Below are 22,901 nucleotides of genomic sequence, written 5' to 3' on the forward strand. Positions count from 1 at the left end.
GGGTCGAGTCTGTTTATCTATATGAAATTTAGTGATAACTCTATATAGAGTTGTGTACAAACTCGAATAACGACTCTAGTTAGAGTCCTTTACAACTCTAATTTCTCACTATGTAAAAATATAACAATAACTTAGAACTCACAACTACCTGTTTTAATTAGATAATTCTGCAAAATACAATTTTGCGTGGGGTGTGATGCAGTTACCCCAAAGAGCGCGAATTTGTTGACTCGAGATCCCGAAAAGGCTAGATTTTCACCAGGGCTAGAGATTTTAAGGATACCATGAAAAACATCATCGCAGCGTTAATGCTATTCAGTTCAACGGCCGCTATGGCTGATTGTTTTGACATGGCAGGCCGGGATTATCGTATCGACCCGGACCTGCTACGTGCTATTTCATGGAACGAGTCACGTTTTAATCCCGTGGCTATCGGCCCAAACCCTACAACAGGCTACGGCGTGGGGTTAATGCAAATTGACTCACAGCACTTTAACTCACTCTCATTGATAGGTGTTTCAGAACGGCACCTGAAGCAAGATCCGTGCATGAACATCTACACTGGTGCTTATTATCTCGCGATTGCATTTAAGAAGTGGGGAGCGACCTGGCAGGCAGTGGGTGCTTATAATGCAGGGTTCAAAGACTCTCCAAAGCAGGCGCAACGACGTTACAAGTATGCGAGTAAAATCGAGAAAACCTACCGGGCGATAAAAGCCAACAAGCAGCAACCTCTCCTCGTTCAGAACCCGTAGTTTATCCACATATGCACATGAGAGTAAGCCAGTGATGTTTCCCATCAAAATAATGGGAAACGAACGGGAGCGGTTATTTCACCGGATCAAGGTGAAATAACCTCGATTGTGTAGATGTGGGTAAGCAGCTCACAAAGATAACGGAAGCCACCAAAAAACGTTATCGTTTTTTGGTGCTAATCTGGGCGCCCCTTTGGGGCAGCGGGAGCGGGAAATTTATTTCCCGCTGGGCGGGCGGGGAGAATAATGCTTGCCATCCTCGATGGTGGCAAGCATTATAAGCGCGCGGGATGAACCATGCTCACAATCATGAATCGCCAATCACCCCGGCCAATCAACTGACCGGGGGTGAATGTTATAGCGTAATTTCTTTCGCGATCAAATTTATTTCATAAGAAAGCCCACGCTCGAAAAAGTCACCTCTAAAGCTATTCAAACGACCCTCTCTGTATGAAGTAACAGTGCATTCATCTGTGATAAATTCACTTCCATATTTTTCTAAAGCAACTTCTAATGCTTTTGCTATCAACAGATCCGACATGGTTCGCTCGGTGAAAAGATACTTTGCGCCGCCGAATACATCATTAAATGGTGAGCTGCTGTATTCATACATGTCTTGCATTGCATCAAAAGAGCCATTCTTATATTTATTGGTTATCTGTTTAACTTGGTTCTCTGTAGGCCCATCTGTCCAGCTTATGTTTACACAATCATAATCACGGGTACGAACTGAAAATTTCGTTTTTGGGTATGCGGCTTTAAGCTCTCTTCTTATGTTGATTGCTACCCCCTTTCCTCCCAGGTTTTCGCTTTGCAGGGATTGATATTCCGGCAGGTTTTTTATTCTTTCCTTTTCCAGGGCAAAGTGTTCTTTTGCTTTACGCTCATCCTCAACCTTCTTATCTGCAACCAATTTTGAATATTCGCAAGCCATCTTTACTGCTTCGAGTGTCGCGACCTCATCATGAACAGTCCATTGCACCCCTCGTAAAATGCTTTCCGGTAGATTGTTGCTAACCTCACCATTGAAAAATGCAATATCAAATTTTGCATTACTTGCGGTACGATAGATAACGCCGCCTAGCTCTTTACCTTGCCCGAAAGACGATTGCTCACCACTGATCGCGTACACTACGCCCTTACCTAACCCATAAAGATTTGTGCTCACCACCTGTCCAATTACAATGACTTTGTTATTATCCGTTTTCATTTTATCTCTCCAAATAGCAACTTGATTAGGTTTTCTAAAACGCAATTCACCATTGAAATTTCATTGAGCCGTCCGTTTTATACGGGCTTTAAAACCTCATGTTTTCGTGGTGACGTTGACGTTTCGTGTATCTATATTTTGAATATCTTCCAGGCAGTGATACCGCTAGACAAAGCCCGTAAAAGGCTGGGTTAGCCTGCCTTAGCCGTTAATAATTTGACCGCTGTTATAACTGGGCTGAAAAATCTTCCATAACGTGCAGCAGTCCGACCACCTTATTCACTCTTTCCTGAATTTCTGGGATGGACGGCATTCCCTTCACCAATTTTTCAAGTTCCTGGCTCAACGCAGCTGTTTGAATGCCGAGTGCATTTCTGTTCGCATTCTTCTGAAACTTAAACAGCGCCCGGCTTGTTTTCTGCAGCAACGAATCCAAATCAGCGATGATCTTTTCCCCATATCTCCCAGAGTGTTCCTTCGTGGCGGTTTGGACGTTGACGTTTCGTGTGTTCATGCTGTTCTCCTTCCAGGGTGGGTTATCTATCTCTCGTCGGAACCTTGCGCGGCAAAAAAGCTGACGTAGCGACAGCGAACGGGGGAACGCAAGGGCGCCGCTTGCGGCGTGCACTTCACCCTTGCGGGCAACCGGGCGACGGTGCTACAAAAGCGGCCGCGTAAAGGCCGATGAGAGATAACCACCGGTAAGATGAGCAGTAACGCACCCGACACGGCAGAAAGCCGGGGCGTCCTCATCGTTCGTCGCCAGGCGATGAACAGTGAAAAGCGGCGCCGGCATTGCCGGCTGCAAGCGTAGGGGTTGCTCTTGATGTTGGCTTTCAGACCTTAGCCGGCAGGCCCGAAACCGCTACGCGGGTTCGGCGAGACTTGGCGACCGCGCGCGGGCGACTAGTCGAGTAGGGCTCGATGGCTGGGCGCTTGCGACCGGCCACCGAAGGAAGCGCCAGTTCTTGTAGAATGGGTTTTTACACCAGGTGCTGGGAAGTAAAAGTGGCAGGACGACAAATAAGGACATGGCGACATAACAAGTGGGCACACTCAGAACGGGAATGAGGAATATGAACGGCGCCGCAGGCGCCGTCCTCTGTTCTTATTCTGCATTTTGTACCGCCGCCCCTTTTCTGCCAGGCTCACGCGTAATAGTTCACCGCATCCTTCAATCGTCGAGTTGTACAGCGCCTAGCGATTCCCGCACCATCGGTAAATTTTCCCAGTAACGCCTTTTCTATCATGCGTTATCGGGCAGGATCTCCCTGCCCGCCTCAGTTGTTATCGATACATTGGCCAGCGTGTGGACGTCACGCGATACCAAAACGGCGTATACATCTCGCGCTGATACTTCAGTGTCAGGCTGTTGCCGATCACCACGCGCGCCGGGATACCCAACAGCGACAGCTGGATGTAACACATCCGCGCCGCCACCGGATCGATGTCTACACAGTCGGCGCGCAGCTGCGTTTGTGGGTTATACCCGCGCGCCAACATCACTTTGGCAAACGCGATCACCATCCCGCCCGCGCCGCAGGTCGGTTCGGACAGCGTGATATACGGCTCATTTTCCAGCGCCGCCAGCCGATCACCGGCCACCAGTCCCGCCATCAGCTCAGAAAGATGGAACGGCGTGAAAAACTGGCCGATGTGGCCGCTACCCAGCTCCAGCTCCATAAACAGTGAGCCGAGAAAATCCCCCATATTCTGCTCCAGCCCGATGACCAGCCACGAAAGCAGCTGCGCCATGCGCTGCGCGTCAGCCTTCTCATAGCGCTGTATTGTGGCCATATACTCCGCCTCGATATCCGGCGACTTTAAACAGGCATTCTCCAAAGCACAGGCCGCCAACTTCACGAAATCGCTGAAAACCTCGTACCGATGGTGATTACGCGCCGTTTCACGAAACGTACTCAAAAACGCCTTCCGCGGATCGTCACCGGTGATTATCCGGTTCCGGGTCGGTACGAGTACGGCAGGTTTTGGTTGTTGTACCGCATCAGCCCTGGCGTTCTTTTCCGCCGGGCATAACGCATCGACGGGTACGGAAAACAGGTCATCAAAAGAGAGTTGCGACACTATAATTACCTCCGGGTCAGTGAATAGCCGCCCCGAAAACGGAGCGGCTCGCGTTATCAGGCCATCGCCCGCGTTAACTCCAGCGCACGCAGAACGTGCCCCCATTCACTGCCCCGCATCGACGGCACCCGCACCGATTTACCCTTACGGACACACCCGACGATATGACGCCCGAACGACCGCAGATCCGGATCGACGTCGGCGGCGGCTATATCGCCGCGCGCGATCCGCCGCTGGCGCTTCACATGCTCGCACTCGGCCTGCAGGCGCTTTACATACTCGTCGGTTACTGTCATGATGCTTGAGTCTTTCGATTTCATGGTCGATACTCCATGTAGTTTGATAGAACGCCGGTCTAGCTTTCTCAGGGGTAAACCGGCATGAGAGAGCAGCGGAAACGCTGCTTTTTTCATTTCTTGGTCTTCGTTTCCCGGCTGAGCACCTCCTTATTGATCCGCGCCAAAATGGCGCTGTGCGATAACGTCACCACGTCACGGAACTTAAAATAGCGATCGCCGACTTTGGCGAAGATGTAGGTAACGTCCCCGCAGTACATTTCGGCCAGCTTGAAAGTTTCGCTATGTGCATCTCCCTCCCAGTCTTTCGGGTACAACACCGCGATCGCGTCCATAAACTCCGTCAGGGTGATCTCCACGACTTCTGTACGTGCTTCTTGCTCCCTCAGCTGCCAATAAGCGGCCTCGGTACTTGCATCCCACGCCATGCGGTTTTCAGTGCTGATTTCGGTTTGATACATCGTTTTTTCTCCTCTGTTATGGTGGTTTTCCACCGGTTAAATGCGGGTTAACGTGCCGTAGTACGGCAACGTGCAACCATCATCCCCGCGCCGCATCCGGCCATCCTCTGACACTTCAACGATCACGCCGGTATCAAGACACAGCCAGATGAAACCTTTTTGCATAAAGCGATACCCGGTTGTGCTCAGGCAAACAGGGCGCACAGGCTCGACCTGTTCCACGGCGTACACCGTGCAGCCCTTCGCGCTGGTTTCGCGCGCAAATCGCATTACCGCATCAAAGGGATTGCAGGCGTTGGTGATGTGGCTGCAACTCAGGTTCACCGTGCCCCCGATGCAAGGCGCCGAGAATTTGACAGAAAAGCGGCCGATCTCTTGAGTAACGAACAGGCAGGCTTTTACATCCCAATCATCAGGCGATTCTTTTACTACAGTATTGATATTGTTAGTTTTCATACTCAATTTCCCTCTTGTGATATTCCGGGCTACGAAAGCGCAGCCCGACGAAAATCAGTAATCTGCCGACAGTTCATCTTTCAGGGAAAAGAACGCATCGTAGGCGCGGTCTGCCTCTGCCTCCGTCAGCATAAAACCCCGCTTTGATGCCGCGCCCATAAAGACCGGCCGGTCTTTCAATGGCAATTCACACAGATAATTCATCGCCATTTCTAACAACCGTGACTCAAAGATTTCGTAATGCAGTCCACATGACTGCCCGGCCTGCTTCTCCATCCTGGCCAGCACGATATCTGCGCGGATCACATCAAAGGCATTTGAGGAGTTCAGATTGCGGACAAAACCGTCAGTACGGAGCGCACTGGGGTTTTCCCCATATCTCCCAGAGTGTTCCTTCGTGGCGGTGTTGACGTTGATGTTGACGTTCTGTGTGTTCATGCTGTTCTCCTTCCTGGGTGGGTTATCTATCTCTCGTCGGAACCTTGCGCGGCAAAAAGCTGACGTAGCGACGGCGAACGGGGGAACGCAAGGGCGCCGCTTGCGGCGTGCATTTCACCCTTGCGGGCACGCGGGCGACGGTGCTACAAAAGCGGCCGCGTAAGGGCCGATGAGAGATAACCACCGGTGAGATGAGCAGGAACACACCCGACACGGCGATAAGCCGGGGCGTCCTCAGCGTTCGTCGCCAGGCGACGAACAGTTAAAGCGGCGCCGGCATCGCCGGCAGCAAGCGCATGTTTTTGATCTTGGTGTTGTTGATGTTGGCTTTCAGACCTTAGCCGGCAGGCCCGAAACCGCTACGCGGGTTCGGCGAGACTTGGCGACCGCGCGCGGGCGACTAGTCGAGTAGGGCTCGATGGCTGGACGCTTGCGTCCGGCCACCGAAGGAAGCTCATAGGAAGTTTAAAAAGGTGTTTTTGATAGACACCGGCGATCGACAGATCATCGGCTATGTATGAAAGGTTCATTCCTGGAAAACTACTCAACAACAAGTTGTTTTTCTTGAAGAAAAAGAAGCATGTTAATTGCGGCGTATACGGCGGCCGGTGGGTTTTGCTCACCACGCGACCTCTTCCCGTAGGCTATTTTTGATGCATCTGCCTGTACGGCAGTAAATTTTCGTTATTAATCCAGAGTTTCTAAGCTGCCTGTTCGGCAGTGTAAAGATTACATACTCACTTTTGGTAATAGCGTTTCCAGCGCTCAAAATCAGAACCCCGTAAATCTGTAGGGTATCCCTTACTCGTGAACCATTCCGAAAACTCTTTAGCTAATGCTTTATACTCGTCTTTCATTGATGCGTGAACATATCCACCTGAAAGACACTTTTCTATAAATGTCAATTGTCGCGCCGAAGGTGAATAAACAACCTTCCTTTCTTCTCTTCTATTTTCAAATACAGGATTATTCAGTCTGTTTTGAAATTCAGTCATTGCGCGCTTTATCAACTCCGTCAACTCTGAATCAGTCAGTGCGGAGAAGTCGATATTTGAGTATTCATGTTTAATAGTAAATACATTTTTCCCCACTCTTTACCTCCCAATCAGAAGTCATTGATGATAATCTCATCAGACCCGCCGGTAGCGCGCTCTCGCCGTTCAGCCTCCAGGCAATCATAGACATACTGAACGGCCAGCGTCAGTGTCAGCTTGTCTTCGACTTCCGCCAGGAATTCCTCAGTAGTAACCCCCTCCTTCTTCACCGGCAACGTCATATAGCAAAGCACCGCCGTATGCTCATCCCCTTCCTCCCCCTTCAGGCAAACGGGAACCTCTCTTTCCTCCGGAGCAAGATCCCCGGATGCCTGGTCGAGTCTGTAGTTTACATAGGCTTCCGTGTTCCCGACCTCGGGGCTTTCATACTTTTCGCGCGTCCAGTACTGGCGAGTTGTCTCCCCGATGAACAATCGGCGGGAACCTGTCGCAGTATGAAAACCACATTTGCCGGGCTGCAGGTATTTCGCCGCGGTTGGCTTGTCTTGAAGCTTCTCAAAAATCTCCGGTCTGATAGTTCTCATTACCTTTTTCCTTCCTTTGACTGAGCCCAATTTAAGATGCAGCGTCGCTAAACGCTGGGTATATCGGCTTGCTGAAAATTTATATTTCTGAACTGCCGATCCAATCGTCAGCCAGGTAGGCATCCCATCCCTCTGGCGCCATGCTGTGGATATCAATGGCCAGTAATTGGTCATGCGTCCAGCCAGCGCCATCAGGCTTGAAACTTGCCAGTACAGCACCGGATAAATCCTTGATTATGAGTGTTTTTTGTTCATTTCCTACCAACAGGTCTGGTTCTTTGCTCGAGATCGGTTTTGCGACTATCATTCCAATAAATCCTTTATATTCCAATGATTTTGATATTTGGCGCAAGCCTTCGGCCTGCGCCCTGTTTCATTTCAGACGTTCGCTGGCCAGCTGGTACACATCGCCGCGCTCACGTTTGCCGACGGCAACCACCGCGATAATCAGGCAATCGTCGATCACCTCATAAACCAGACGAAAACCCGAGGCGCGCAGCTTGATTTTGTAACACCCCGGCATCCCCCGTAGTTTTGCCGAGGGTATATGCGGGTTCTCACAGCATTTTTTCAGCTTTTTAGCGAACTGCTGCTGCAGCGCCTTGTCCAGTTTTCCCCACTCTTTCAGAGCGGATTCACGAAATTTGACCGTATACGTCATGCGAACTGATCCAGATCGATATCAACCAGCGCTTCGCTACGGCGCTCATTGACCAATCTCACCAGCTCCTGATCATCGAGGGCATCGAGCATTTGCTCATAGAGCGCCGCCGGCACGCAATAAAATGCAGGCTGATTGCGGTTCAGGATGGCCACCGGAAAACCGGCACCGGCGCCAACGGTTTCCATTGGGTTTTTCTTCAGCTCACTGATGCTCGCACTTGTGTCACTCAGAATGATATTTGGCATGGTATCCTCGACTAAATAAGACCGCTTAACAGGTCTTATTATACCATCAAAAAGACCTGTTAACAGGTCTTTTTGATAAAATATCGCCCAGCAGGTCAGTTGTACGAATACTCCACCGCCAACTCGAACGCCAGTCTGTAACGTGCATGCTCCCAGGCGCGCTGACCGATTTCCCCGAAGCATTGCTGCGCTACCCGTTGCCCCCTGATCCAGTATTTGGCCATCTCGTATGAAACCCTCGGCTTGTCAGGCTGCTTATAATCAGCACCGCAGCTTTGGACAAGCTCTGTCATTCGGCCGAAAATCACATAGAGAGCCTGCTCCAGCTCGTCGGGTGACGTGCTGCTTTGCGCATACAGGTCATTCAGATCGTCTAAGTAAATAAATTCCATTTCCAACGCTCGAACAGCTGCGGGATATTGCACGCCGGGCTTTTCCCACGGCTCCGGGGTCTCTGGTTCGCACAATCCCGCCGTTTCATATCTCCCAGAGTGTTCCTTCGTGGCGGTGTTGACGTTGATGTTGACGTTCTGTGTGTTCATGCTGTTCTCCTTGCTGGGTGGGTTATCTATCTCTCGTCGGAACCTTGCGCGGCGAAAAAGCGGAAGTAGCGACGGCGAACGGGGGACAGCAAGGGCGCCGCTTGCGGCGATTTATCCTCCCTTGCGGGCAACCGGGCGACGGTGCTACAAAAGCGGCCGCGTGAGGCCGATGAGAGATAACCAACGGTGAGATGAGCAGGAACATACCCGACCCGGCGAAACGCCGGGGCGCCCTTAGCGATCGCCGGCACAGCGGCGAACAGTGAAAGTGGCGCCGGCATAGCCGGCTGCAAGCGCAGGTTGTTGACCCTGGCTTTCAGACCCTAGCCGGCCGGCCCGAAACCCGAAGGGGTTCGGCGAGACTTGGCGCCCGCCGGCGGGCGATTAGTCGAGTAGGGCTTGATGGCTGGACGCTTGCGGCCTGCCACCGAAGGAAGCGCCAGCTGGCGTGTTGTTTTTTGCAGCTGTTGGCACAGTATTCAAATCGAGGGAAACGCCGAATCCAACCAGGAAAAGACCCGATGCTCCCCCGCAGCGTAAACACGCAGCGAATTCCCGACTCTAATGAATGCACAAAGCACCGAGTGGATACGCTTCATAGCGTGCCAAAAGGGGCCAAGCCAATAAGTAGAAAAGAAAAAGGCGCCGTCAGGCGCCTTGTTATTATTTTGCTTTCTTTTTTGGCCCGTTAAAATACCGGCCCCTGGGCAGTCAGTTTGCGGCACATCAGGCGATTGGGAATTCGGGCATCATTATCAGCCTTGTCAGCAGCAGATAGATCACCGTTGATCAGACTGACCTGTAGACAATTTTCCCAGAATGGCCTCGCTGACCAGAGGTAGCAATCCAGTTCGGCAAGGCATGGGAATCGGCTCGTCCACGCCTGTACCAACCCGAACAAGTCACAATCCGCTATTCCCTGCTGCTTAGCGCGACGTACCCAGCGATTAAGTTCCCCCGGAGTGATGAACGCAAGTTCTATCTCCGCCTGAGCTTTCCGCACCTGGTAACGACGCCGTTTATGCTGTCGGATGTTGTCATCGATGCGCGCCTGCCGGGTGTGTTTCATCGTCAACCGATGCTCGAACCGCTGACGGCGGCGACGGTTCACTTCCGGAAACAGCGTGTCGCGAGTGTCGCCAGGCAACGGGGAATAACAGTGCTCTCCCCGGCTGGCGATAAGGGTGTCGAGCGCGTCCATATAGTCTTCTTTGCGCGTGGCACGGCGGCGATCGCCGGGCCGGTAGGTTACATCAATCATGCGAAGATCCTTGGCTGAAAGTGTGGGCCGTCCGGTTAACTGGCGGAAAAACGCCGTGGCATATGGGTAGACGGGCAACCGTCTGCCCGCTTCACGCCGGGCTTCGACCTGAGCTATGGCCTGCCAGACGGCCTGCCGATACGGGTGCCACGGCACCAGAGCGAGATGATTTGGGATCACAGGCAATGCCCTCCCATCCGCAGCGCGACCGCCAACTTTTCCGGCCGCCAGAACCCCAGCCGGTAATAGCCGGCCACGGTGTGCAGCACCCGGTTTATCGTGACCGGGGTGTAACGCTCATCCAGATACAGCCACGCAAGCGACTGACCGCCGTCAAACGGCAGCGTCATTGACCAGTTCGGCACATCCGCTCCCGCGCTGCACAAGTAGAGCGCCGTCGCCTCATCCCCAGCCGGGCTTATCCGGCACACCACCGGCACGCACCCGCAGAACTCGCAGCCCTCTTCTGCCACAACATGCCAGCCTTCCGGCACCGCCAGCTGGCTCAGCACCGCGCAGTTGAGCATCACCCGATACTCCCTGCCCCGATCGCGGTACTGTTCCAGTTCGTCGGCGCTCATCGCCTCAAGTTTTTCCAGTTTGAATGCATTTTTCATCCGTCTGTTCTGCCGCCCGAGGGCGGCAGCTCCTTGTCAGTTAGGCGGCAGCGCTGTCGTCAGCGTCAGTATCGTTGGCGTTCGCGGCACTGGCAGTGGCATCAGCCGGGTTTTCCGATTCGGCCTGCGGCTGCGGTGCCATGCAGCTCGGCAACCAACCTGTTTCGCTCAGCACCGCAGCAGCGAACTCAGCGGCATCTTTACGTTTCATGCCCTCGGCATCTTTGGCCTTCCCGCTTTCACCGGCGCTATTGAGAGCGTCCACGATTTGGTCTTTGCCGATCCGCGAAAAATAGTTGTCACACGTCGGTTTCCACCATTCCCCGATCTGGAAATCGAGGGCTTTTTCTACCGAATCCAGCTTGGTGCCAACCCGCTTATCCTTGAGATAACTGTCTCGGCCATCGAGGCCGTGGGAAACGCAGTATGCCAATAACCCGAGAACGTCACCCTGTGGCCACGCCAGCAGCCACTCAAAGCTTTCGCTCCAATTTTCCGGGAATTGGTTCAGCCAGCTCTCATGCATCTCGTTCAGTTTCAGGTTGGCGATGCCACTCGCGCTACCAGCCTCTTCTGACTGGGATAAGCAGCCGCTGCGCATGCTTTCTACAGAGGTGTGCAACACATAGAAATATCCCGCGTCGAACACCCGCCGCGCCAGCGTGAACGTATGGAGTGCAATCGCGACGTTGGTGTTCTGCGCCAGTGCCGCTGACACGGCTAATGTGCGTTCGGCGGATAAACTGGTCACCAAAACTTGGGAAAGCCCTTTTTCTGACGGCGGGGTGTTCTTCTTGATTTCTTCGCGGTTGGCTTTTTCTTGTTGCTTGATGTCTTCTACTTTCATCAAACCACGTTGTATTTGGATCTGGCCATCTTTCAGGTAAGCGACTACGCCCGCCGTCGCACGAACTTCCGGCGACCACTTATTGATCTCGGCGGCGTCGTTGATCTCGTTGATGCGCGCCTCAATCTGCTCAACGCGCGGCGCATGTTCCCATTCTTCGTCTGCATCGAGTCCAGCAGTATCAAACATGTCATCCAGCAGTTCTTGCTCGGTGAGCAGTTGATCCATTTCTGTCTGCAATTCGTCGCTCAATTTCGCCTGAGCAAAAAGGATCTCGAAGGTCTTTTCGTCCCCGCTATAACGCCGCACTTCACGACTGCGGCCAACCGCCCATGCCCACCCTTCATTTTTCGCCACTTCATCGGCCGCAGCCTGCAGCTTGGCCATAGCCAACGTCTCCAGCATCAGCGGATTTGTCAGGATGACGCTTTCAGCAAACAGATCTTCTCGAGTTTCCCCCCCTGCAGCCTGATAGGCTTCCAGTCCGACAAATTCAACGATATGGCTGTCTGCCGCCGATACTTCATCGTTCAGCACAGCTTCGCGTAACGCCTTCGGTTTCCGGAGGTTTTCGTAATAGCTGCTCTTTTCCCATGCCTGAAGCTGACGTTGGTGATCATCCGTTGCGCCCAGCGCCGCCAGCTGGTCAAAATTGATTTGATTCGTTTTCAGCAGCTCCAGCAGCGCAGGGGCTACGGTTGTCAACTTAAGGCATTTTTTAACATGCAGGGTGCTGAAGCCGAGGATGGCAGCGATCTGTTCGGCCGGGGTTCCGTTCTCAGCCAGCTTACGCATATTTTCGAGCTGATCGGCAGGTTGCAGATTGGTGCGGCGCACGTTCTCCGCAACAGAAATCGCATAGGCGTCCTGTTCATCGACGACTAAAACGGGGACGATAAACTCCGGCGTTACCGGTACGCCAGCAGCTGAACGCCCTTGCACCATCAACAAATCCATACCAAGGCGGCGGGTCTCACCGGCAGCCGCACCGTATCGACCATCCGCCATGCGGTGCACGACGAGGTTCTGTAACAGGCCGGTGGCCTCGATACTGGTTGCCATCTCCTCGATCTCGTCCTGAGTGCGGGGAGTGATACGCGCATTCTGATCCGTAAAGGTAATCTCTTTGAGCATGAGATTTTTACGCTCGGCTTTGTCCAGCGCAGCTTCAACAAACTTCGCCGCTGCGGTTTTGGCTGATGCAGCCTTGGCCGGGCTTTTCTTGGCAGTTGATTTTGGTTTTGCAGGTGCTTTAGTATCGATGTCAGACATGTGATTTCTCTCCAATAGTTATTACTGTCAAACCGGTCAGATTGGCGTCCAGACCGGCGGTTAGGAGCAGGGGCAACCCTGCTTTTTACTGCCCTGCGCTGATCACCCAGTGCGTCAGGTTCATTTCATCGCTGGCGGCGACCGGAACCCCCTCGACCAGCCAAACGGCCAGAGAGTCAAACTCCCCCTGATCGATGACCAGATACTCGGCATCAGCCGGTACGGACGGCGGCTCACTCGTGCCGGTTGAACGGCCACCGCAGGCGCGCTGCACAGCGAGAAACAGCTCATACACCTGCTGGTCAGAACGACCGCCGTTTTTAAGTGCTGATGCTGCTGTAGGCTTCGATGTCGCGCCTTTGACGTTTTGTTGAGCCATGTTGAAATCCTCCGTGGGGTGATAACTGATGCCGCTGTGAGTATTCGCCGTCGCAATAAACTGATTCAGCACGGCGAAGAGCGGCACCAAGGGGCGGAGACAAAAAGTTTTTTTGACCGAAGGGAGGAAAAAGTTTTTGGCGGAGTTCATACACCCCTTGGTGTTTAAGCGAGGCGTTGTGCTGTTATCAGTTGCGGCGGGAAGACTTACTGCGGCTAAAGCACCCTGGAAGGTTGAACACGGATCAACCCGACACAGCGGGCGCGGCCGCGAACGCTGGGGCGACCTTAGCGCTCGTCGTCCAAACGACGAGCAGTGAAAGCGGCGCCGGCGACGCCGGCAGCAAGCGCGGGTGTTGCCGTTGGCGGGGAGACCCTAACCGACAGGCCGAAACCGCTTGCGGGTTCGGCGAAACCTGACGCCCGCATACGGGCGTCTTGGTTGAGTAGGTCTGCTGGACGGTCATTCGACCGGCCATTGCCCCAAGCCCTCGTGTTTTTTCTCTCTCCCAACCTTGCCCAAATATCCCGGTAATGTGATGTGGTATGGCAATACAAGGGTGGCCAACCACTACTTTCCAAACCCTGTTCTTATAAACAAGCAGTTATTCCTTTTAAAACCGGAAGAAGTGTTCCTTTTTATAATGGATACCCTTCATCATTCTTTCTTACCTCGGTAGATACCTCACTACTGCAGCATGAGTATGCAGTCATCGTTGGCAGCTGGAGACGGCGGCATCGCCGCCGCTCTCTTCTGCCAGTCACCGCAGGTGACAGGGTTTTTCCCGCGGTGCCAGGTAGCCCACAGATGTAAGGCTACACGGCAAATCCAGCATTACTGTCGAATAAATACCCCGCGCAAGAAGATGCACGGCTGATCTGCCAGATATTCAAAAACGGCGGCGACCACTTGCGGCAACGTCAGCGGGGATAATCCATATTGCAGACGGTCTTCATTGATGATCGCCTGGTATCGGCGCAGACGTTTTTGGGTTTCTTCATCCAGTTTCATGGGCAACCTCGGGGTTCTGTGTTGTTGTTCAAAGCGGGGCAAACAGCCCCGCTGCCTTCAGTCAGTCCAGGGCGCGCCAGATATCAGCCCGTTCCGGGTGCGTATCGATGTAGGCTTTCAACTGCTCTTCCCGCTGGATATACATTTGCACCATGCCGGCATTGCCGCGATCGTGATGGAGCCAGCAGCGGCGGTTAATGACCAGCGACGTCAAAATTATGCCGGCGGCATCGCCACTGATGGTTTTTTCGAACCAGTTATCGGCATTGCTCAACTTCACTTGATCAATATCAGGTGCCATATACCCGCCGCCATTCGGCAGGCGGATGAAATGCCAGAACCCGCCGTTGTAACCCGACAAGTAGCGATCGGCGGTGGCGTAAACCTGCATTTCAGCCTGCAGGAAATCTGCATCGAACAGGTACGGCAGGAATGACAGACGATCGGCTTCACACACCTGCAGATCGACGGAATGAGCATGTTGCATGGGACTACCTCCACAGTTTCAGGGTTAGCGACACCGGCCGGTGCCGTACCCATTCGAAAGGCCGGCCTTGAGGGCAGTGGTCAAGGGCGCCGTCAAAGCCGCAGCGCAAGCCCGTTGCGTGGCTGAATGCCCGTAACGGGTGCGAACGGGTGCCGACGGCGAGCACCGCGGCGCTTGAACACAACCGAGCCGGACTAGCGTTTGGGGACGGCACAGGCCGTCACTACGCAGCAGCTGCAGAGGAAGTGGATTTAGAGAGGTGTGGGCAGGCCCAGCCTGCGCCCTTTGCGGCGCCGGCGACGCCGGCAATTGCCGCGCGGCGGTATCACGGTCGGGCGGCGTTCGATACGCTGCGGCGGCCGACGACAACCGCCTGGCGCTCCGGGCAGGCTCCATAGCCCGCCCGGTGTTGCTTTCCGCTATTCCCTGAAATGGTGATCCAGTTCGTTGACCGCTTTGCAGACCTCAAGGTAGCGATCGTGCGCATCACGCAAAATGTGGCCGGCCAGGCGATCGGCTAAAACATCGCTGTTCCAGAAATGCGTGCTGACCAGTTCCCTCAGCCGCAAATGCAGCTCCCACATGTCGTTTGACAGCGCCGCGACGTCGGCGCGTAATTTCTCATGGCCCTGATAGTTCATCGGTATCCCCCCCTTATGCCGCGCGCCGGCGGCGCAGCGCAGCCAGGCGGCGACAGCCCGTAGCGTGGTAGTCTGGCAACAGCTCGATGCCGATATAGCGGCGCCCGGACAAGGCGGCAGCGACGCAGCTCGAACCGGAACCGGCGAACGGATCGAGAACAATGGCACCAGGCTGAGTAAAGGACTCGATCAGCGGTTGCAGGCTGGAAACGGGTTTCTCGGTCGGGTGGTGGCGGTTGCCGGTATATTGCCAACTCTGCACATCAGCGAGAGGTTGTGCCGGCAATGCCGGCCGACCTTTCGCCAGGATATAGGCGCTCTCGTGTTGATAGCCGACAAACGCGGATTTCGAGGCATATTGCTTGGTAAACACCAGGTGGCCAACGATACGGAAGCCAGCGGCCTTCCAGGCGCCGACAAAGGCATCGATGCGGTTCCAACCATAGAAGCTCACCATCAGGCTATTGGATTTGAGCACCCGAAACATTTCCCGGCTCGCCGGCAGCACCCAGTTAGGGTTCGTATCGTTGGCGATCGAGCGCCCGGAGCGATCGGTAAAACCAACCAGGTATGGAGGATCGGTCAGAATAAAGTCGATACTGCCGGCAGGGAAAGAAGACATGACTTGTACGGAGTCACCCAACACATAGCGGGATATAAGCGTTCCTCGTCTGACAAGGGACGGCAGGAGGGTGCCGGTGCGGCACCCGTTCCCTGCGGCCCGATGTCAGCGCGGCCAGGCACCGCCGCGGGTCAAGCGGACGTGGAATACCGCCGCCGCGCGCGGCAAGGATATGCCGCGAAAGCCGCTTGAAGACGGCACGCCGTCGCCCCGCCCAGGACGGGGTATGGCAAGATGTCATCGGGCTGCAGGCCCGCTATAGGGATATGACGGTGTTCGGGAGTTGGCCGCCGCCAGGCGAAGAAAAGAGCGAAGCGAAGCGACAGCCTTATCAGAGGAGAGTGGTCAGAAATTGTGGGCCGCCTGCTGCATTTCATCCGTGATCACCGTATACGTCACCGTAAGATCAGTGCCTTCGGCCTGCTCCAGTTTTCGACGGATGAGTTTCCCTATAACCTCGTCGGGCATCCATGATTCGATTCGAATAACGCTCTGCCCGTTTTTCAGGGCATTGATATTTTCTGCATATTCAGCGGGGTAATGATTCATACGAAAGCCTCAGAGTAAGGTTGTTCGCGTCATCATAAAGCGTTCGTTAATATCTGCAATGTCTCCAAAAAGAGACATGTAACATTTTAGTGCATATCAAGAACGTGAATGGTCGTTACGTTTTTTTAAGGTAAGCTCCCTTATCTTATTCATGCAGATTTCAACTTTTTGAGGGTATTCCTGCGACGACAAATAAGCTTCAAATTCTTGCTCAACGTTATTTCGCTTTGCCAACGCCTTTAGATGGTCCAGCAACTCACCTCCCGCAACACCACTTTCATTACTTAACAATAAGTTATGGACCTTCACTATCAGTAAAGAGTGTCGCATAAAAAAATAGAATACGAAAACACCGCCCATTCCAAATAAAGAGACGCTGAGCAGAAAACGGGCTAAATGTCTTCCGGAATACAAATACTCCATTGCCTGCCCAGCGCTTAACCAAGTAAAAACCAGCCCGATAGTTAAACACAGGTATGGACGTAACAATGCAAAATTAAGCATTTTGCCGATAACTTATACATCATTCAATATCCTTATTTTTAATTCTATTTAAGGTGCTGAATTCGCCCATACAAATACCGCGCAAATGCATCATGCTTATCGGCAGGCTCTGGCCAATGAGGGGGATCTTTCAGCAACAAACCCAATGTACTCATCCCTTTATGCTGATTCGCTTTGCGCTCGACATAGTCATCATCAGTATATCCCATCGTCTCGATAACAAGCTCCGACGTTCGCCCCCGCCCAGGGTGTTTGACAGTCAAAAGGAAGTCGGGCAAGACGAACCGCTTCTCGCCATCAAGGTCCACAGTGATATCAAACAGCGGTTTGTTAAGGGATAACTCATAGCCCGAACTCTGCAGCCACTTCCCCCCCGTCATGATGGAGCTAATGGTTTCACGTTCAAGGTTACTGTCGACCGGAACCGGGCAGGTGTAATCAAAGAGCGCATGCGCATAAGCATCGCGGCAAACGACCGTACCAGCATCATTACGCCGGTACATCAGGATCACCCAGTATTTTTCCCGATGACCATCAACCTCGCCGTTGATGCTCACTCGCTTTTCGGGCCGGAATATTGTTTCACCGAACTTACTTTTGAAAACGACCTCATCTTGTGTCACCTGCTCAGAGAACAGGATCTGGTAGAAAGTTCGTGCTCTCCCTGCAGGCCAGGCTTTACCCTTGTTTTCAAGTTCACGCATGCGCGCATCGAGCCGTTCTTGTTTCAGCCAGGGGTCGAAGAATACAATCTCGCTTAGAGGACGCCCTTGGGCAAAGTGCTCCATCTCGGTAACCACCTTCACCGCATTGAGCGCCTGTGTTTTGGTTCGTCCTGGCTGAGGGTAAACCGGATCGATGCTATTAAGCCCAGCGGCCTCGATCAAGGTCAGCAGCAGGCGTGCCAATGCCGGTACACGGCGCCGACTTGTTTTGTCTTTGCCATGACTGTCTGTCTTCGTCGGCCCAGAGATACGAGCCCCATTATCGTCTCGCGGCAAGAAAGAGCGAAAATCAATGCGCACGGCGCCGGCTGTTCGGCGCCCGCCGCCCTGCCCTGTGCCATCATCACCCCGCTTTGAACGATACAGCGGACAATTCGAGCTGTGCTCTCCGCTGAAATTCACCAGGAACAAAGAGCCGTCGCGGTTACAGACGGTGTTAAGTGGCCGATCTTCTGCAGTCGTGCGGCAACCGCAAGACAGCCAAAGATCATTATCACGCATGCTTCTTAGCACCTCTTCAGCCAACTGTTTTTCAACCAGCGAAGTAACGTGTCCTTTGCCACAAACGTTGCCAACCGCCGTCGCCTGTTCCGGCGATAATTCACCGAACAGTCGACCTCTGGGTGATTTCTTCGTTACCAGTTTCATACGGGTTCCTTTACGTATCTGTGTCCTCAGGTGAGTTTCGCACGCGAAACCTTGTCATTCAGCAACGACGATACAACTGCAGTACAGCTGGCAGCAGACGATAACCGGGGGCTGACCAGGCACCGTTCCGCAAGCTGGACCATGTGGGACTCTCGGATTTTGTATCCCAGTAGAGGATCTCGATTATTCCTTGTTCCTCCAGGCGGCGCGCCACCGCCGAAACATTGGTGTCGGTGATCCCGACATTCTCCACCACAGTGTGTTTCTCGACCAGACCAGCACCACGATCGTGAGCATCAAGCAGGAAAGCTAAAATGACGCCGGCGTAAGCACGCCGCCCGGTTCTGGACAGTGCGGCCTCAATATCAGAAAACGTCATCGCAGCTTTTTCCTCTCATGATATCTGGCAGCGTCTTCCGTCGCCGCGCAGATCCAACCTGCCGCCACATCAATGTCCAGCCCTCCCGGCAACACATCGAGGAGTTGGGTGAGCGATCCCCCCTTTTTAGACTGAACGTGTATAGCCGCATAGGCAGCCCATTCAGGATGGGTGACAGGTTTCCACCCATCAGCCCAAAGGAGAGCCATAGCGCTCTGTATGGCCCATCGCGGGTATTTCTTGTTCTTCCCCCACTCATTGAGTGTATTACCCAATAAAGGGCGTCCACGGTCTTCCAGGAAGCCCTGCTGGATTGCAGTGGTAAGCAAAACATCGGCCGCAGCAGCGGCCGGTAATTCGGAACGTATCACCCAGGTTTTGACTGCGACGGATAAAAACTGCTCCGCCAAGTCTGCAAACAGCGCTTTACTCATCTATACCTCTTTGATCCCCAGGATAGATATTTCTGCGGCATCGATGCACAGTTCACCTAACGGCAGCGCTATCCAAACCTGGCCATATTCCTCGGGTATCCGGTCAGTCAGCAAATAGCCTTCCCCCCCCTCAAACTTCACCATGACACGAGTGATGTTGACGTTAGACTCGCCCTGTAACGGTTGCGTCTTATGGGTCTGTTCGTTGCCGGCATTCTGCTGTTCGCCGGCAGTGTTGCCGGTTTGATTCGTCGAAGTTCCCGGCTGTTCCGTCAATACATCTTTGTTACGGTTCTCTTCCTGAGTTTCTGTCCCTGAGTTGGTTGATGGCGCCGGAGGCGGCGGGTTCTTTGGCGGCTTGCCCTTCAGGACGTTCAGCTCTTTAATCGCTCCCTGGCGCGTCAGCTTCCCATCCCGAACCAGTTTGGCCAGTTTATCAACGCTCTCTGGACTGATATCGTTGATTTGGCACAGCGTATAGACCAGGTCGACATCCTTGGTCACTTTTTCTTTCAGCAGAGCGATGACCGGCGCAGGCGCATCAATCAACCGCATGTGTTTACTGATGAACGTTTTGGGTTTACCCAAAATACGGGACATCGACTCCTGAGTTTCACCATGCACATCGCGAAGTGCCTGCAGCTGTATTGCTGTGGCTAACGGTTTTAGCCCAGACTGGTGAAGGTTTTCGATCAGCTGCCCATAGATACGCTTCTTCTCATTTTCAGGCGGTGCACCGACATAGATGTCGATGAACAGATCCCCTTTTGCCTTTGCAGAACGCCAACGGGTCTCACCCATCCAGATTCGATACCCACGCTTATCACGAGGGAAACAACGAGGCGGCATTAAAATGCCAAAATCGCCGTAGGTTTGTTTCATCCCGTCGATGACTTCATCTTCAAAGTCTTCTTCGGGGCGAACTTGCTCAAGAGCGTAGACATCATCGATTGGAACACGAATTATCTGACCTGCAGGGTCCTCGTGCTCAGCCCGGTTGACCTTCAGGTCGTTCTGGTTCAGGTCATTACGCGGTAACGCAAGTTCGCGTTCGACTGCGGGAGTTTCAACCTGCGTTTGCGGTGACGCGGCCTTTTCGCGCTTTTCACGCATTTGGGCTTTGAAATTTTTGGCCATCGTATCAGCCCCCTGTCCGTGCAATGATAGTGTCAACCAGCGCGTCGTAACGAGCCACCAATGGGCTGTCCGGCGCGTATTCTTTCATGGTGTAGTTCAGCTCAATGGCTTCACGGACTTTGGTTTGAACATAGGGAATGATCTCCAGCAAATGCTCCGGCCCGAAACCATTCTCTTCCAGGATCTCCAGCAACATTTTGAGATTCTCGGTATCAACGCTCGCATAGCGACCACCCAGCACCTCCTTTTTATAGTTGGCCACGGTCGCCTGAGTAACCACGATCCCCAGTAGCTTGATGCCTGGGTTATAGCGTTCTTTGATTTTCTTCAACGTTTGCAGGTGTTTTTCGGCGCCGAGGCGGGATGTTTTTTCCAGCAGCGTTGGGATCAACAGATAGTCGGCGACCAGGTGATTGGCCATCAGCAAGTTTGACCAGACTGGCGACGAGTCAATCAGGATATAGTCAAATTGGTCGCGCAGTTCCGCGAAGCGGGCGCGGAAATCGTAGATGCAATCGGAGTTGCGGTTGTTGATATCGTTCAGCTCTTCCGTCGCCCCCATAAATCCACGGCCATCATGCAAACGCAGCGGCTCGAAGGGTTCGTCACCATAGATGCGATTGACGTGTGCGGTTCCCGGCGTAAGAACTCGCCCGGAAGGATTGGCATCGATTTCCAGCGGCAGGCCATCAGGGAATTGGCGCGACGTCAGCGCGCTCATCCAATCCCCATCAACTGCACATGTCCGATAGCTGCGACGCTGCAGCTCTGCCGCTATTTCCGTTGTGGCAAAGGTCTTACCGATGCCACCTTTTTGTGAACAAATCGTGATTACTTTCGCTGTCATCTTAGAAATCCTCTTCAAAAGTTTCGCATGCGAAACTAAGACTGTTATTGGTCATGCCTTTCGGCGACTGCCTGCATCTGCTCTGTTAATGCCAGATTTTCTTGGCAGCCAGGGCATATCCAATCACCATTAATACTTTGCCAACCGGCATGGGTGGCCTTGCTTAAAAGTTCTGTTGTGGTCTGTTCTGTGGACTCATGGGTGTTTAATGCCATTGCCCACAGGCTGCGGTCAACTTCTGACCAACATTTTGACTCATTAATTGGTAACTCCCCTCGGAGTTCGCAGCGTAATTCCATATAAATCGACATAAACTCGACCTCTGGTAGTTAGGTCAGTTTCGCATGCGAAACCGGGAAGTTAACGACCTTGTCCACTACGTTGACTCTCTTGCTCACTGCGCTGTTTGCCGGCGGCAACGAATTCAACCAACGTCGCCTGAAACCGATAGCCATGATGATTAACACCATCCGACTCATAGACAGCATTGGTGATGGTGAAATTGATGGAAACGGTATCGCCGACCAGGCACTTATCGGCAATATGCGAGGCTACGGCATCAAAAGCGGTGAATTCGATTTTGGTTTGGTTACCACTGCGTTTTCTCAGTTCAGCTACGGTGAAACGGCAGAACCGTGTGTCGTCTTTGACTACAACGACAGGCTGAGTGATCAGTCGACCAACGAGTGCATTGTGTTGCATGACATTCTCCTTTGAGTATGGCTTTGCGCCAGAGAGTCGATAGTGGCTTTCCACTATCAGTACAGAGAATATAGCTCACAGCAAATCAAATATCAATAAAGATATTTAAAAAAGTAAAATTTCGCATGCGAAACTTTTGGAAGAGGGGATACTGCGGATAGGCTTGGCGAAATCATTTCGCAGGCGTGCCGCAGTTAACAAGCGCAGCGCGTTAGCTATTGTTCGAGTAAGCAATTGAAGAGGTCGGCAACCCCAACACTATTTTCTCGTCATTTCGGAAGTTTCGCATGCGAAACTAGTTCTTCTTTGCAGACAACGCATAGCTGATCATGGTTAGAACGCCACCGGTGAGGCTGATGACGGCAAATACTATCGTTATTAGGGAAGGGCGCAGACTATCATCGCTGTATCAATACAGACCAAAAAACAAACATGCCATAATCAATAGCAGTACAGAAAACACCGCTGAATGTAATCTCTCCATTAGTACATCCTCCTTGTAAATTCCACTACCAAATGCATTTAGAAAAGTTTCGCATGCGAAACCTGATTTTCTCGACACTATCACTAATTGCGGAAAATTCGATACCTCCGACGAAAGGCGATAGCAACCAGCTCCATTCCTCTTTTTCCCGTGGTGCGCTTAGTAATTGAGGCCAAACGGGTGCAAATCGTCCCAAACCATATGACTATAAAGAGAAACACTACAATGATAGCCTCAATCATCTGTACCCCTCAGTAAAGGTTGTCTCACCAAGTTTCGCATGCGAAATTCAGCTACTTTTATATCGAGACTCTTTCAAAGTGCTTACTTAGCGTCGACGGGAGTTTATCCCAATGATAAACGCGACAACCGCGATTCCCAGTGACATCCCCAAAGCATAACCTGTACGCACATTAAAGAATGAATGAAACAGTAAAAAGAATGTGATGCCTCCAGCACCGGCGCCAAAAAACAATTTAATATAAAGATCGGCCGTTTTCATCATGACCACCTACACTCCTAGTCAAGAGGATACCTATCCTCAATAAGCAGTATTGGAATTAAAAAAATCCCTCTCCCATTCTTTGTATATTCACGCAGAACAGCCACTATTCAGCGACGTTC

Annotated in this window: 32 protein-coding genes; 1 reads left to right on the forward strand and 31 read right to left on the reverse strand. The window is 52.7% G+C overall.

What is annotated here, in order from left to right; translation table 11 throughout:
* The first annotated feature begins 284 nt into the window (after window positions 1–284).
* Window positions 285–755: a transglycosylase SLT domain-containing protein gene (locus tag AC6BYQ_RS24270; RefSeq protein ID WP_125460869.1), complete on the forward strand. Its 471-nt coding sequence runs from the start codon at window positions 285–287 to the stop codon at window positions 753–755.
* A gap of 355 nt (window positions 756–1,110) precedes the next feature.
* Here AC6BYQ_RS24270 and AC6BYQ_RS24275 read toward each other — a convergent pair whose 3' ends face one another.
* The 31 genes from AC6BYQ_RS24275 to AC6BYQ_RS24425 form a co-directional block, all read right to left on the reverse strand.
* Entirely contained in the window at window positions 1,111–1,965 is an 855-nt protein-coding gene (locus AC6BYQ_RS24275; protein ID WP_309149099.1) for an LPD29 domain-containing protein, read from the reverse strand.
* A gap of 226 nt (window positions 1,966–2,191) precedes the next feature.
* Window positions 2,192–2,479 carry a hypothetical protein gene (locus AC6BYQ_RS24280; protein ID WP_038883504.1) on the reverse strand — a complete coding sequence of 96 codons (288 nt, stop codon included), beginning with the start codon at window positions 2,477–2,479 and terminating at the stop codon, window positions 2,192–2,194.
* 773 nt (window positions 2,480–3,252) lie between these two features.
* Window positions 3,253–3,762: an N-6 DNA methylase gene (locus tag AC6BYQ_RS24285; protein WP_233074306.1), complete on the reverse strand. Its 510-nt coding sequence runs from the start codon at window positions 3,760–3,762 to the stop codon at window positions 3,253–3,255.
* A gap of 344 nt (window positions 3,763–4,106) precedes the next feature.
* On the reverse strand, window positions 4,107–4,346 hold the full coding sequence (locus AC6BYQ_RS24290) for a hypothetical protein (protein ID WP_309149100.1): 240 nt from the start codon (window positions 4,344–4,346) through the stop codon (window positions 4,107–4,109).
* Window positions 4,347–4,459: 113 nt separating this feature from the next.
* Complete coding sequence (locus AC6BYQ_RS24295; protein WP_309149101.1) at window positions 4,460–4,807, reverse strand: hypothetical protein; 348 nt, start codon at window positions 4,805–4,807, stop codon at window positions 4,460–4,462.
* 36 nt (window positions 4,808–4,843) lie between these two features.
* Complete coding sequence (locus AC6BYQ_RS24300; protein ID WP_038883496.1) at window positions 4,844–5,263, reverse strand: hypothetical protein; 420 nt, start codon at window positions 5,261–5,263, stop codon at window positions 4,844–4,846.
* 54 nt (window positions 5,264–5,317) lie between these two features.
* Window positions 5,318–5,701, reverse strand: coding sequence for a hypothetical protein (locus tag AC6BYQ_RS24305; protein WP_261451804.1), 384 nt, complete (start codon window positions 5,699–5,701; stop codon window positions 5,318–5,320).
* 737 nt (window positions 5,702–6,438) lie between these two features.
* The gene (locus tag AC6BYQ_RS24310) at window positions 6,439–6,792 is read right to left on the reverse strand and encodes a hypothetical protein (protein ID WP_144302053.1); all 354 of its coding nucleotides are present in this window, start codon (window positions 6,790–6,792) and stop codon (window positions 6,439–6,441) included.
* A 14-nt stretch (window positions 6,793–6,806) separates the two neighbouring features.
* A complete protein-coding gene (locus AC6BYQ_RS24315; protein ID WP_309149102.1) occupies window positions 6,807–7,280 on the reverse strand; it encodes a hypothetical protein in 474 nt (157 codons plus the stop codon).
* Between the two features lie 79 nt (window positions 7,281–7,359).
* Window positions 7,360–7,587, reverse strand: coding sequence for a hypothetical protein (locus AC6BYQ_RS24320; RefSeq protein ID WP_309149103.1), 228 nt, complete (start codon window positions 7,585–7,587; stop codon window positions 7,360–7,362).
* Between the two features lie 66 nt (window positions 7,588–7,653).
* A complete protein-coding gene (locus AC6BYQ_RS24325) occupies window positions 7,654–7,941 on the reverse strand; it encodes a type II toxin-antitoxin system RelE family toxin (RefSeq protein WP_004929861.1) in 288 nt (95 codons plus the stop codon).
* Window positions 7,938–8,189: a type II toxin-antitoxin system Phd/YefM family antitoxin gene (locus AC6BYQ_RS24330; RefSeq protein WP_142816513.1), complete on the reverse strand. Its 252-nt coding sequence runs from the start codon at window positions 8,187–8,189 to the stop codon at window positions 7,938–7,940. The genes AC6BYQ_RS24325 and AC6BYQ_RS24330 overlap by 4 nt, the downstream gene beginning before the upstream one ends.
* Window positions 8,190–8,284: 95 nt before the next feature.
* Window positions 8,285–8,731, reverse strand: a complete 447-nt coding sequence (locus AC6BYQ_RS24335) for a hypothetical protein (RefSeq protein ID WP_038883484.1) — start codon at window positions 8,729–8,731, stop codon at window positions 8,285–8,287.
* Window positions 8,732–9,419: 688 nt separating this feature from the next.
* On the reverse strand, window positions 9,420–10,172 hold the full coding sequence (locus tag AC6BYQ_RS24340; RefSeq protein WP_176519339.1) for a plasmid SOS inhibition protein A: 753 nt from the start codon (window positions 10,170–10,172) through the stop codon (window positions 9,420–9,422).
* Window positions 10,169–10,609, reverse strand: a complete 441-nt coding sequence (psiB, locus tag AC6BYQ_RS24345; protein ID WP_097103178.1) for a conjugation system SOS inhibitor PsiB — start codon at window positions 10,607–10,609, stop codon at window positions 10,169–10,171. The genes AC6BYQ_RS24340 and psiB overlap by 4 nt, the downstream gene beginning before the upstream one ends.
* 40 nt (window positions 10,610–10,649) lie before the next feature.
* Window positions 10,650–12,728 (reverse strand): ParB/RepB/Spo0J family partition protein, encoded by a 2,079-nt coding sequence (locus AC6BYQ_RS24350; RefSeq protein WP_309149104.1) that lies wholly within the window; start codon window positions 12,726–12,728, stop codon window positions 10,650–10,652.
* 85 nt (window positions 12,729–12,813) lie between these two features.
* A complete protein-coding gene (locus tag AC6BYQ_RS24355; protein WP_232036952.1) occupies window positions 12,814–13,257 on the reverse strand; it encodes a hypothetical protein in 444 nt (147 codons plus the stop codon).
* A gap of 684 nt (window positions 13,258–13,941) precedes the next feature.
* Complete coding sequence (locus AC6BYQ_RS24360) at window positions 13,942–14,118, reverse strand: hypothetical protein (protein WP_158526716.1); 177 nt, start codon at window positions 14,116–14,118, stop codon at window positions 13,942–13,944.
* Between the two features lie 61 nt (window positions 14,119–14,179).
* Window positions 14,180–14,605 (reverse strand): antirestriction protein, encoded by a 426-nt coding sequence (locus AC6BYQ_RS24365; RefSeq protein ID WP_261452392.1) that lies wholly within the window; start codon window positions 14,603–14,605, stop codon window positions 14,180–14,182.
* A 419-nt stretch (window positions 14,606–15,024) separates the two neighbouring features.
* Entirely contained in the window at window positions 15,025–15,246 is a 222-nt protein-coding gene (locus AC6BYQ_RS24370) for a YubE family protein (protein WP_060452167.1), read from the reverse strand.
* A 13-nt stretch (window positions 15,247–15,259) separates the two neighbouring features.
* A complete protein-coding gene (locus AC6BYQ_RS24375; RefSeq protein WP_261452433.1) occupies window positions 15,260–15,904 on the reverse strand; it encodes a DNA methyltransferase in 645 nt (214 codons plus the stop codon).
* Between the two features lie 309 nt (window positions 15,905–16,213).
* Window positions 16,214–16,417 (reverse strand): hypothetical protein, encoded by a 204-nt coding sequence (locus AC6BYQ_RS24380; protein ID WP_171455210.1) that lies wholly within the window; start codon window positions 16,415–16,417, stop codon window positions 16,214–16,216.
* 96 nt (window positions 16,418–16,513) lie between these two features.
* Window positions 16,514–16,921, reverse strand: coding sequence for a hypothetical protein (locus AC6BYQ_RS24385; RefSeq protein ID WP_261452391.1), 408 nt, complete (start codon window positions 16,919–16,921; stop codon window positions 16,514–16,516).
* 44 nt (window positions 16,922–16,965) lie between these two features.
* Window positions 16,966–18,294: a DUF8535 domain-containing protein gene (locus AC6BYQ_RS24390; RefSeq protein ID WP_261452390.1), complete on the reverse strand. Its 1,329-nt coding sequence runs from the start codon at window positions 18,292–18,294 to the stop codon at window positions 16,966–16,968.
* Between the two features lie 58 nt (window positions 18,295–18,352).
* The gene (locus AC6BYQ_RS24395) at window positions 18,353–18,673 is read right to left on the reverse strand and encodes a hypothetical protein (protein WP_171455213.1); all 321 of its coding nucleotides are present in this window, start codon (window positions 18,671–18,673) and stop codon (window positions 18,353–18,355) included.
* Window positions 18,670–19,107, reverse strand: coding sequence for a hypothetical protein (locus AC6BYQ_RS24400; protein WP_261452389.1), 438 nt, complete (start codon window positions 19,105–19,107; stop codon window positions 18,670–18,672). Before AC6BYQ_RS24400 ends, AC6BYQ_RS24395 begins: the two co-directional genes overlap by 4 nt.
* Window positions 19,108–20,244 carry a ParB/RepB/Spo0J family partition protein gene (locus AC6BYQ_RS24405; RefSeq protein WP_261452388.1) on the reverse strand — a complete coding sequence of 379 codons (1,137 nt, stop codon included), beginning with the start codon at window positions 20,242–20,244 and terminating at the stop codon, window positions 19,108–19,110.
* Window positions 20,245–20,248: 4 nt separating this feature from the next.
* Entirely contained in the window at window positions 20,249–21,091 is an 843-nt protein-coding gene (locus AC6BYQ_RS24410) for a ParA family protein (protein ID WP_261452387.1), read from the reverse strand.
* A 44-nt stretch (window positions 21,092–21,135) separates the two neighbouring features.
* Window positions 21,136–21,402 carry a hypothetical protein gene (locus tag AC6BYQ_RS24415; RefSeq protein WP_125460849.1) on the reverse strand — a complete coding sequence of 89 codons (267 nt, stop codon included), beginning with the start codon at window positions 21,400–21,402 and terminating at the stop codon, window positions 21,136–21,138.
* Window positions 21,403–21,451: 49 nt separating this feature from the next.
* Window positions 21,452–21,793, reverse strand: a complete 342-nt coding sequence (locus AC6BYQ_RS24420) for a hypothetical protein (protein WP_309149105.1) — start codon at window positions 21,791–21,793, stop codon at window positions 21,452–21,454.
* Window positions 21,794–22,605: 812 nt separating this feature from the next.
* A complete protein-coding gene (locus AC6BYQ_RS24425; RefSeq protein WP_171455218.1) occupies window positions 22,606–22,782 on the reverse strand; it encodes a hypothetical protein in 177 nt (58 codons plus the stop codon).
* Between the last annotated feature and the right edge of the window lie 119 nt (window positions 22,783–22,901).

This window comes from Serratia sp. LTN-2 (assembly GCF_059740205.1).

Bases quoted from the DNA above. Each gene is read 5' to 3' on its own strand.
- AC6BYQ_RS24320 (WP_309149103.1), bottom strand. From the start codon at position 7,587: ATGATAGTCGCAAAACCGATCTCGAGCAAAGAACCAGACCTGTTGGTA.
- AC6BYQ_RS24350 (WP_309149104.1), bottom strand. From the start codon at position 12,728: ATGTCTGACATCGATACTAAAGCACCTGCAAAACCAAAATCAACTGCC.
- AC6BYQ_RS24305 (WP_261451804.1), bottom strand. From the start codon at position 5,701: ATGAACACACAGAACGTCAACATCAACGTCAACACCGCCACGAAGGAA.
- AC6BYQ_RS24275 (WP_309149099.1), bottom strand. From the start codon at position 1,965: ATGAAAACGGATAATAACAAAGTCATTGTAATTGGACAGGTGGTGAGC.
- AC6BYQ_RS24420 (WP_309149105.1), bottom strand. From the start codon at position 21,793: ATGCAACACAATGCACTCGTTGGTCGACTGATCACTCAGCCTGTCGTT.
- AC6BYQ_RS24290 (WP_309149100.1), bottom strand. From the start codon at position 4,346: ATGACAGTAACCGACGAGTATGTAAAGCGCCTGCAGGCCGAGTGCGAG.
- AC6BYQ_RS24395 (WP_171455213.1), bottom strand. From the start codon at position 18,673: ATGACGTTTTCTGATATTGAGGCCGCACTGTCCAGAACCGGGCGGCGT.
- psiB (WP_097103178.1), bottom strand. From the start codon at position 10,609: ATGAAAAATGCATTCAAACTGGAAAAACTTGAGGCGATGAGCGCCGAC.
- AC6BYQ_RS24330 (WP_142816513.1), bottom strand. From the start codon at position 8,189: ATGCCAAATATCATTCTGAGTGACACAAGTGCGAGCATCAGTGAGCTG.
- AC6BYQ_RS24300 (WP_038883496.1), bottom strand. From the start codon at position 5,263: ATGAAAACTAACAATATCAATACTGTAGTAAAAGAATCGCCTGATGAT.
- AC6BYQ_RS24405 (WP_261452388.1), bottom strand. From the start codon at position 20,244: ATGGCCAAAAATTTCAAAGCCCAAATGCGTGAAAAGCGCGAAAAGGCC.
- AC6BYQ_RS24315 (WP_309149102.1), bottom strand. From the start codon at position 7,280: ATGAGAACTATCAGACCGGAGATTTTTGAGAAGCTTCAAGACAAGCCA.
- AC6BYQ_RS24370 (WP_060452167.1), bottom strand. From the start codon at position 15,246: ATGAACTATCAGGGCCATGAGAAATTACGCGCCGACGTCGCGGCGCTG.
- AC6BYQ_RS24280 (WP_038883504.1), bottom strand. From the start codon at position 2,479: ATGAACACACGAAACGTCAACGTCCAAACCGCCACGAAGGAACACTCT.
- AC6BYQ_RS24380 (WP_171455210.1), bottom strand. From the start codon at position 16,417: ATGAATCATTACCCCGCTGAATATGCAGAAAATATCAATGCCCTGAAA.
- AC6BYQ_RS24365 (WP_261452392.1), bottom strand. From the start codon at position 14,605: ATGCAACATGCTCATTCCGTCGATCTGCAGGTGTGTGAAGCCGATCGT.
- AC6BYQ_RS24410 (WP_261452387.1), bottom strand. From the start codon at position 21,091: ATGACAGCGAAAGTAATCACGATTTGTTCACAAAAAGGTGGCATCGGT.
- AC6BYQ_RS24335 (WP_038883484.1), bottom strand. From the start codon at position 8,731: ATGAACACACAGAACGTCAACATCAACGTCAACACCGCCACGAAGGAA.
- AC6BYQ_RS24285 (WP_233074306.1), bottom strand. From the start codon at position 3,762: ATGGCCACAATACAGCGCTATGAGAAGGCTGACGCGCAGCGCATGGCG.
- AC6BYQ_RS24425 (WP_171455218.1), bottom strand. From the start codon at position 22,782: ATGATGAAAACGGCCGATCTTTATATTAAATTGTTTTTTGGCGCCGGT.
- AC6BYQ_RS24360 (WP_158526716.1), bottom strand. From the start codon at position 14,118: ATGAAACTGGATGAAGAAACCCAAAAACGTCTGCGCCGATACCAGGCG.
- AC6BYQ_RS24270 (WP_125460869.1), top strand. From the start codon at position 285: ATGAAAAACATCATCGCAGCGTTAATGCTATTCAGTTCAACGGCCGCT.
- AC6BYQ_RS24415 (WP_125460849.1), bottom strand. From the start codon at position 21,402: ATGTCGATTTATATGGAATTACGCTGCGAACTCCGAGGGGAGTTACCA.
- AC6BYQ_RS24295 (WP_309149101.1), bottom strand. From the start codon at position 4,807: ATGTATCAAACCGAAATCAGCACTGAAAACCGCATGGCGTGGGATGCA.
- AC6BYQ_RS24355 (WP_232036952.1), bottom strand. From the start codon at position 13,257: ATGAACTCCGCCAAAAACTTTTTCCTCCCTTCGGTCAAAAAAACTTTT.
- AC6BYQ_RS24390 (WP_261452390.1), bottom strand. From the start codon at position 18,294: ATGAAACTGGTAACGAAGAAATCACCCAGAGGTCGACTGTTCGGTGAA.
- AC6BYQ_RS24325 (WP_004929861.1), bottom strand. From the start codon at position 7,941: ATGACGTATACGGTCAAATTTCGTGAATCCGCTCTGAAAGAGTGGGGA.
- AC6BYQ_RS24400 (WP_261452389.1), bottom strand. From the start codon at position 19,107: ATGAGTAAAGCGCTGTTTGCAGACTTGGCGGAGCAGTTTTTATCCGTC.
- AC6BYQ_RS24385 (WP_261452391.1), bottom strand. From the start codon at position 16,921: ATGCTTAATTTTGCATTGTTACGTCCATACCTGTGTTTAACTATCGGG.